Source organism: Nocardia sp. NPDC004722 (assembly GCF_053601505.1).
Genome location: NZ_JBSGBY010000565.1, coordinates 1 through 5,590, shown reverse-complemented (window position 1 = coordinate 5,590; position 5,590 = coordinate 1). Strand labels below are relative to the sequence as shown.

Sequence of the window (5,590 nt, the reverse complement as noted above, 5' to 3'; positions counted from 1 at the left end):
GTCACCGTCCAGTAGCGCGGGATCCTCTGGGGTTCAGGATCCCCTGGGGTTTCAGGGGCGAAGCCCCTGAGAGTCCCCAGGAGTCGGCACTCTCACTCGACGGTGACCGACTTGGCCAGGTTGCGGGGCTTGTCGACGTCGTAGCCACGGGCCTGCGCCACCTCAGCGGCGAAGATCTGCAACGGGACGGTCGACAGCAGCGGCTGGTACAGCGTTGGGGCCGAGGGGATTTCGATCAGATGGTCGGCGAACGGCCGCACCGTGTCGTCGCCCTCCTCGGCGATGACGATGGTGCGCGCGCCACGCGCCTGGATCTCACGAATATTGCTGAGCAGCTTGGAGTGCAGCACCGCGCGGCCCTTCGGTGACGGCATCACCACGAACACCGGCAGCCCGTCCTCGATGAGCGCGATCGGGCCGTGCTTGAGCTCGCCCGCCGCGAAGCCCTCGGCGTGCATGTAGGCCAGTTCCTTGAGCTTCAACGCGCCCTCGAGCGCGACCGGGTAGCCGACGTGGCGGCCCAGGAACAGCACGGTCGGCACATGCGCGAACTGCCGCGCGATCTCCCGCACCCGATCGGCGGATTCCAGCACCTGCGCAACGAGTTTCGGCATGGACTCCAGTTCGGCGAACTCGCGCGCCACCTCGTCGGGGTATTTGGTGCCCCGCGCCTGCGCCAGCGCCAGGCCGACCAGGTAGTTGGCGGTGATCTGGGCCAGGAACGCCTTGGTGGAGGCGACCCCGATCTCCGGGCCGGTGCGGGTGTAGAGCACGGCGTCGGACTCGCGCGGGATCTGCGCGCCATTGGTGTTGCAGATGGCCAGGACTCGCGCCTTCTGCTCCTTGGCGTGGCGCACGGCCTCCAGCGTGTCGGCGGTCTCGCCGGACTGGGAGATGGCGACGACCAGGGTGGAGCGGTCCAATACCGGGTCGCGGTAACGGAATTCGCTGGCCAGTTCGACCTCGACGGGCAGCCGGGTCCAGTGCTCGATGGCGTACTTGGCCAGCAGGCCCGCATGATAGGAGCTGCCGCAGGCGACCACGAAGACCTTGTCGAACTCGCGCAGCTCCTGATCGGCCAGCCGCTGCTCGTCGAGAACGATCTTGCCGTGGGCGAAATGACCGATCAGCGTGTCGGCGACGCCCTGGGGCTGCTCCTGGATCTCCTTGAGCATGAAGTAGTCGTGGCCGCCCTTCTCGGCGGCGGCCAGATCCCAGTCGATGGTGAAGGGGCGGAAACGGACACCGTCGGTGCGGCCGTGGAAATCGGTGACCCGGTAGCTGTCGGCGGTGATGACGACGGCCTGATCCTGGCCGAGTTCCACTGCCTCCCGGGTGTGTTCGATGAAGGCGGTGACATCGGAGGCGATGAACATCTCGCCCTGGCCGACCCCGACCACCAGCGGCGTGGAGCGGCGGGCGGCGACGATCGTGTCCGGGTGGTCGGCGTGCGAGAACACCAGGGTGAACGCGCCCTCCAGGCGGCGCACCACCGCGAGCGCGGAGGCCACGAAGTCACCGGCGGTGTCGCCCTTGGCGTAGGCGCGCGAGACCAGGTGCACCGCCACCTCGGTGTCGGTGTCGCTGCCCAGCTCGACCCCGGCCTCCTCGAGTTCGCGGCGCAGCGGCACGAAATTCTCGATGATGCCGTTGTGCACCACCGCGACCCGGCCGGAGTGATCGCGATGCGGATGGGCGTTGCGGTCCGTCGGCGCGCCGTGCGTGGCCCAGCGGGTGTGTCCCATGCCGGTGGCTCCCGCGAAGCGCTCCTCGCCCGCGTCGGCGAGTTCGGCTTCCAGGTTCGCCAGGCGGCCCGCCTTGCGCTCCACGGCCAGGCCCCCGGCCCCGTCCAGAATGGCCACGCCCGCCGAGTCGTAACCGCGATATTCCATGCGGCGCAACGCATCGACCACCACGCCGAGCGCATCCCGGTACCCCACATACCCCACGATTCCGCACATGGGCCCATAGCCTAACCGGATGACCCGGCCCGGCGAATCCGAGTGGAGATCCGACCGGGCGAAACGCCCCAAGTACATGTTGATCGGATAGGTTCTAGTCCGTGTCGGCGTCTGTGAAATCGCTTCTGAGCACTCTGACCCTGCGCGGCCCGCATGAGGTGCTGCGCGGGAATCTCGGCATCGCCGGGTTGCCCGGGGTGGTGTTCACGCCCGGGAAGGGGCTCAACCTGCCCGCGGTGGCGTTCGGGCACGGGTGGCTGACCGGGGTGGGCAACTATCGGCGGCTGCTGGAGCATCTCGCCTCCTGGGGATATGTGGCCGCCGCGCCGGATACCGAGCGCGGGCCGATCCCCTCGCATCTGAACCTGGCCTCGGATCTGCTGACGACCCTGGACATCTGCACCGGTGTGCGGCTGGGCGCGGGCAATATCAGCGTGCACCCGGATCGGCTGACGCTGGCCGGGCACGGCATGGGCGCGGGCGCGGCCGTCATCGCCGCCTCGCAGCGCGAGGTCGCCGCCGTCGCCGCCCTGTACCCCGCACCCACCGCGCCCTCCGCCGAGGCGCTGGCCCCCAAGATCGACGCCCCCGCCCTGATCCTGGCGGGCGCGAACGACATCGACGCCGTCAGCTCCGACGCTCTCCCCCTCGCCTCCGCCTGGGGCGAAGGCGCGATCCTCCGCTCCCTCGACAAGGCCACCCACAACGGCATGGTCGAAGGCCGCCGCGCCCTCGCCGCCCTCGGCGCGGGCAAGCACGAACCCAAAACCGAACGCCTCACCCGAGCCCTCCTCATCGGCTACCTCAACTACACCGTCCTCGGCGACAAGAAATACAAGCCCTTCGCCGACCCCGAAGCCCTCCTCCCCCACACCCAACTCGTCGACCCCGACGCGGTGGACGACGAGGCCGACCAGCCCCAAAAGCTCCCGGTCCTCCAGCTGATCCAGGCCCTCCGCAAGTAACCGCCCCGCCCCGATCCACCTGCTCCACCGCGACCAGTTCGCCCGGGTTGCCGAGCCACGGCCCTGGCCAGTAGGCACCCCGACCCGACACGGCAATTCGCGGCCATCTTCGACGTATCCTTCCGGCGCGCGACCGATTCGACAGCCTATGGCGTTGCCGGATGGGCTATTTCGGGGATTTCGACACCTCCCTCCGGGATTACGACGGAAGCGTCCGGGCCATCCAGCGGATATGTCGGCAGCACAGGTTCGCCGGGTGCGCCACTGGTGCCGAGGTCTGGGACGGGCTGCGCGGTGCTCTCAGAAGACGGGACCGGCACGGCGGCTTCGGGCGATGCGGTGCATTGCGCGGGGGTTCCTTCCGGCACGGGGCCGATACCGTTGGCAGCCGCACAGGACGCCCCAGCTGGACCTGGATCAGGATGCGGTCCTTGATCCTTGTCCGGCAGCGGCGAATCCGGGTGCGCGGGGACGAGATTCGGTGGGGGCGGCGGTGGGTCGGGTGTTGCAGGGCATACCGCTGAGGTACCTGGGCTGGGTTCGAGCGCGGGGGCCGTGCCCCGGTTCGGCTCCGACCCGGGTGGGCCGGAGCGGCTAGAGTCCGCGCACGGTGGCGGTCCGTCGGGCGGCTGCGCACAGGCGGAAGGCTGCGGTGGTATAGCGGGGGTCGGGTTGCTGGACGGCGGGGTTTCAGGTGCTGCCGGTTGAGCGTTGCCAGGATCCATTGTCGGCGTGGGTGACTCGGCACCTTGGTGATCGCGCGCGGGTGGAACGAGTGGGGCCGGGGCTGGGTCACCACCGGCCGGGTTTGCCTGAGGTTGGGCCGGATCATTCTCGGCAAGGGGTGGGTTATCTGTAGTGAGGGCCGGGTGGCCGGACTCGTCGGAGGTGAGGGTCCAGGTGCGGGTGTGGCCGGACTCGTCGGTGATGGCGAGGGACATGTTGCCCTCGGGGGTGCGGGCCAGGGCGAAATGTTTTCCGGCGAGGTCGAATTCGAGGTGGCCGGTCGGGAGGGTGGGACTGCCAGGGCTCTTGGGGTCCGATGGGTTTTCGGGATCCGCCGGTTGTTCTGAGTCCGCGTTGTGTTCCGGGGTGGCGGGGTTGTCCGTGCCCGACTTCGGATCGTCGGTGGCCGCGGTGCCGCCCAACAGCCCGGCGATTGGGTCGGTGAGGGCGGCGAGCTTTTCGAGGACGGCCGATGCTCCCTGTTGGAGGCCGGATTCGAGTTGGTCGAGGGCGGTTTTCAGTGTGCGGGTGACGGTCTCGAGCGGTGCGGCTCCGGATTCGGCCGGGGCGGACAACGGCCCGGTTGGGGCAGTGTCCCATTCAGTGCCCGCCCCGGCAGCGCCCACCCCGGCAGCACCTGCCGGAGCGGTCGTCGAATTCGGCGCGGCAGGGGTCGTATCCGACGGGGCAGGGGTCGACGAAGCCGGGGCCTCGACGGGATTCGCTTGGGCGGGAGAGGTTTCCGGGATTGTGGTCGCAGGCGCAGCCGGGATGGGACTCGGCCGGGGTTCGGCGGGGCTACCGGAATTGGCGGGCGCAGGCCAGATGTTCGGGTCGGGACCGTTGGCGGGTGCCGCCGGGTAGGCGGGCCGCACGGAGGCGTGGGGCGGCTCTGTCCCGGTCGACGGGTAGGCCGGTGCGAGCGAAGGCGGCTGCGGCGCGGGCGGATTTGGGGCCGGGAATGGGTCTGGGTGCGGCAGCAGGGTGGGGGCTGGTTGGGGGTATCGGTGGTCGGTCACCTGGGCGAAGGCGGCGATGATCGTGCGGTAGTGGGATTCGAAGGCTTGGTCGGTGGTCTCGCAGGCGGCGGTGAAGGCCGCGAGCTTGTGGTCGACGTCGGGGCGGAAGGTGGTGGTCAGCCAGTGATCGGTGGCGTCGAGCGCTTCGATGTCGTCGGGCGACCTGCCGTCGATGGCGAGGCGGCCCTTGCCGTCCGGCGTGGCCTCCAGTAGGCCGAGGGTGTGTTCGGCCTTGGTCAGCGCCGCGCGACGCAGTGGGTCCAGGGCGTCGCGGATGGTGGTGGCGGCGGTACGGATCGAGTCGAGATCCTCACGGGCCCGGCGTGATTGGGCAGTCACGGTGGCCAGCGCCTCGGTCCCGGTGGCACCGGTCCAGGCGGTTGGCAGGGACTGCGCCACCGACTCGTGCGCGGCCCAACGCGATTCGCCCTCGGCGACCGCCTTGTCCAATTCGTCTCGGGCGGCAGCGAAGTCCGCGAGGTTCATCCCGCGTTGCTCGTCGTAGCGGGCGTAGAGGTCGGTGAGGGTGACGCCCGTCGGTTCGCCGAAGACCTTGGCGTACAGGGGCAGAAAGTGTTCCCAGTACCGCAGCCCGGGTGCGCCGTAGTCGAGGATCTCGTCGACGGACTTGCCGGTCGGGTCGAAGCTCATCGGCCCCACCCGGTCAACGCCGACGCACGGTCACGGTCGATGCGGGCGTACTCGGCCGCGGCGCGGTCGAAGACCTCGGCGGTGGCGGCTGCCGCTGCGCCCCAGGCGCGCAGGCAGGCGGAGGCGCGCTCGAAGCCCTGATGCACCGCGCTGCCCTGTGTCGAATAGTTGCGCCCGGCACGGTCGTCGCCGAGGCCGAAGGCATGCTCGCCGACCGCGCGCGACTGCTGCCCCAGCGCGTCCGCCCCGTCGCGCAAGGTGGTGGCCG

At 69.9% G+C, this 5,590-nt stretch carries 4 protein-coding genes; 1 reads left to right on the top strand and 3 read right to left on the bottom strand.

The window, feature by feature from the left end; genetic code table 11:
• Window positions 1-92 precede the first annotated feature (92 nt).
• Window positions 93-1,961 carry a glutamine--fructose-6-phosphate transaminase (isomerizing) gene (gene glmS / locus ACWELQ_RS36620; protein WP_452401602.1) on the bottom strand — a complete coding sequence of 623 codons (1,869 nt, stop codon included), beginning with the start codon at window positions 1,959-1,961 and terminating at the stop codon, window positions 93-95.
• A 101-nt stretch (window positions 1,962-2,062) separates the two neighbouring features.
• Here glmS and ACWELQ_RS36615 point away from each other — a divergent pair, with 101 nt between their 5' ends.
• The gene (locus ACWELQ_RS36615) at window positions 2,063-2,926 is read left to right on the top strand and encodes a dienelactone hydrolase family protein (protein WP_452401601.1); all 864 of its coding nucleotides are present in this window, start codon (window positions 2,063-2,065) and stop codon (window positions 2,924-2,926) included.
• A 146-nt stretch (window positions 2,927-3,072) separates the two neighbouring features.
• Here ACWELQ_RS36615 and ACWELQ_RS36610 read toward each other — a convergent pair whose 3' ends face one another.
• On the bottom strand, window positions 3,073-5,322 hold the full coding sequence (locus tag ACWELQ_RS36610) for a hypothetical protein (RefSeq protein WP_452401600.1): 2,250 nt from the start codon (window positions 5,320-5,322) through the stop codon (window positions 3,073-3,075).
• On the bottom strand, window positions 5,319-5,590 hold a 272-nt coding region (locus ACWELQ_RS36605), incomplete at its 5' end, for a hypothetical protein (RefSeq protein ID WP_452401599.1). The genes ACWELQ_RS36610 and ACWELQ_RS36605, both read right to left, overlap by 4 nt.

Coding starts and splice junctions, on each gene's coding strand:
- glmS (WP_452401602.1), bottom strand. CDS start 1,961: ATGTGCGGAATCGTGGGGTATGTGGGGTACCGGGATGCGCTCGGCGTG.
- ACWELQ_RS36610 (WP_452401600.1), bottom strand. CDS start 5,322: ATGAGCTTCGACCCGACCGGCAAGTCCGTCGACGAGATCCTCGACTAC.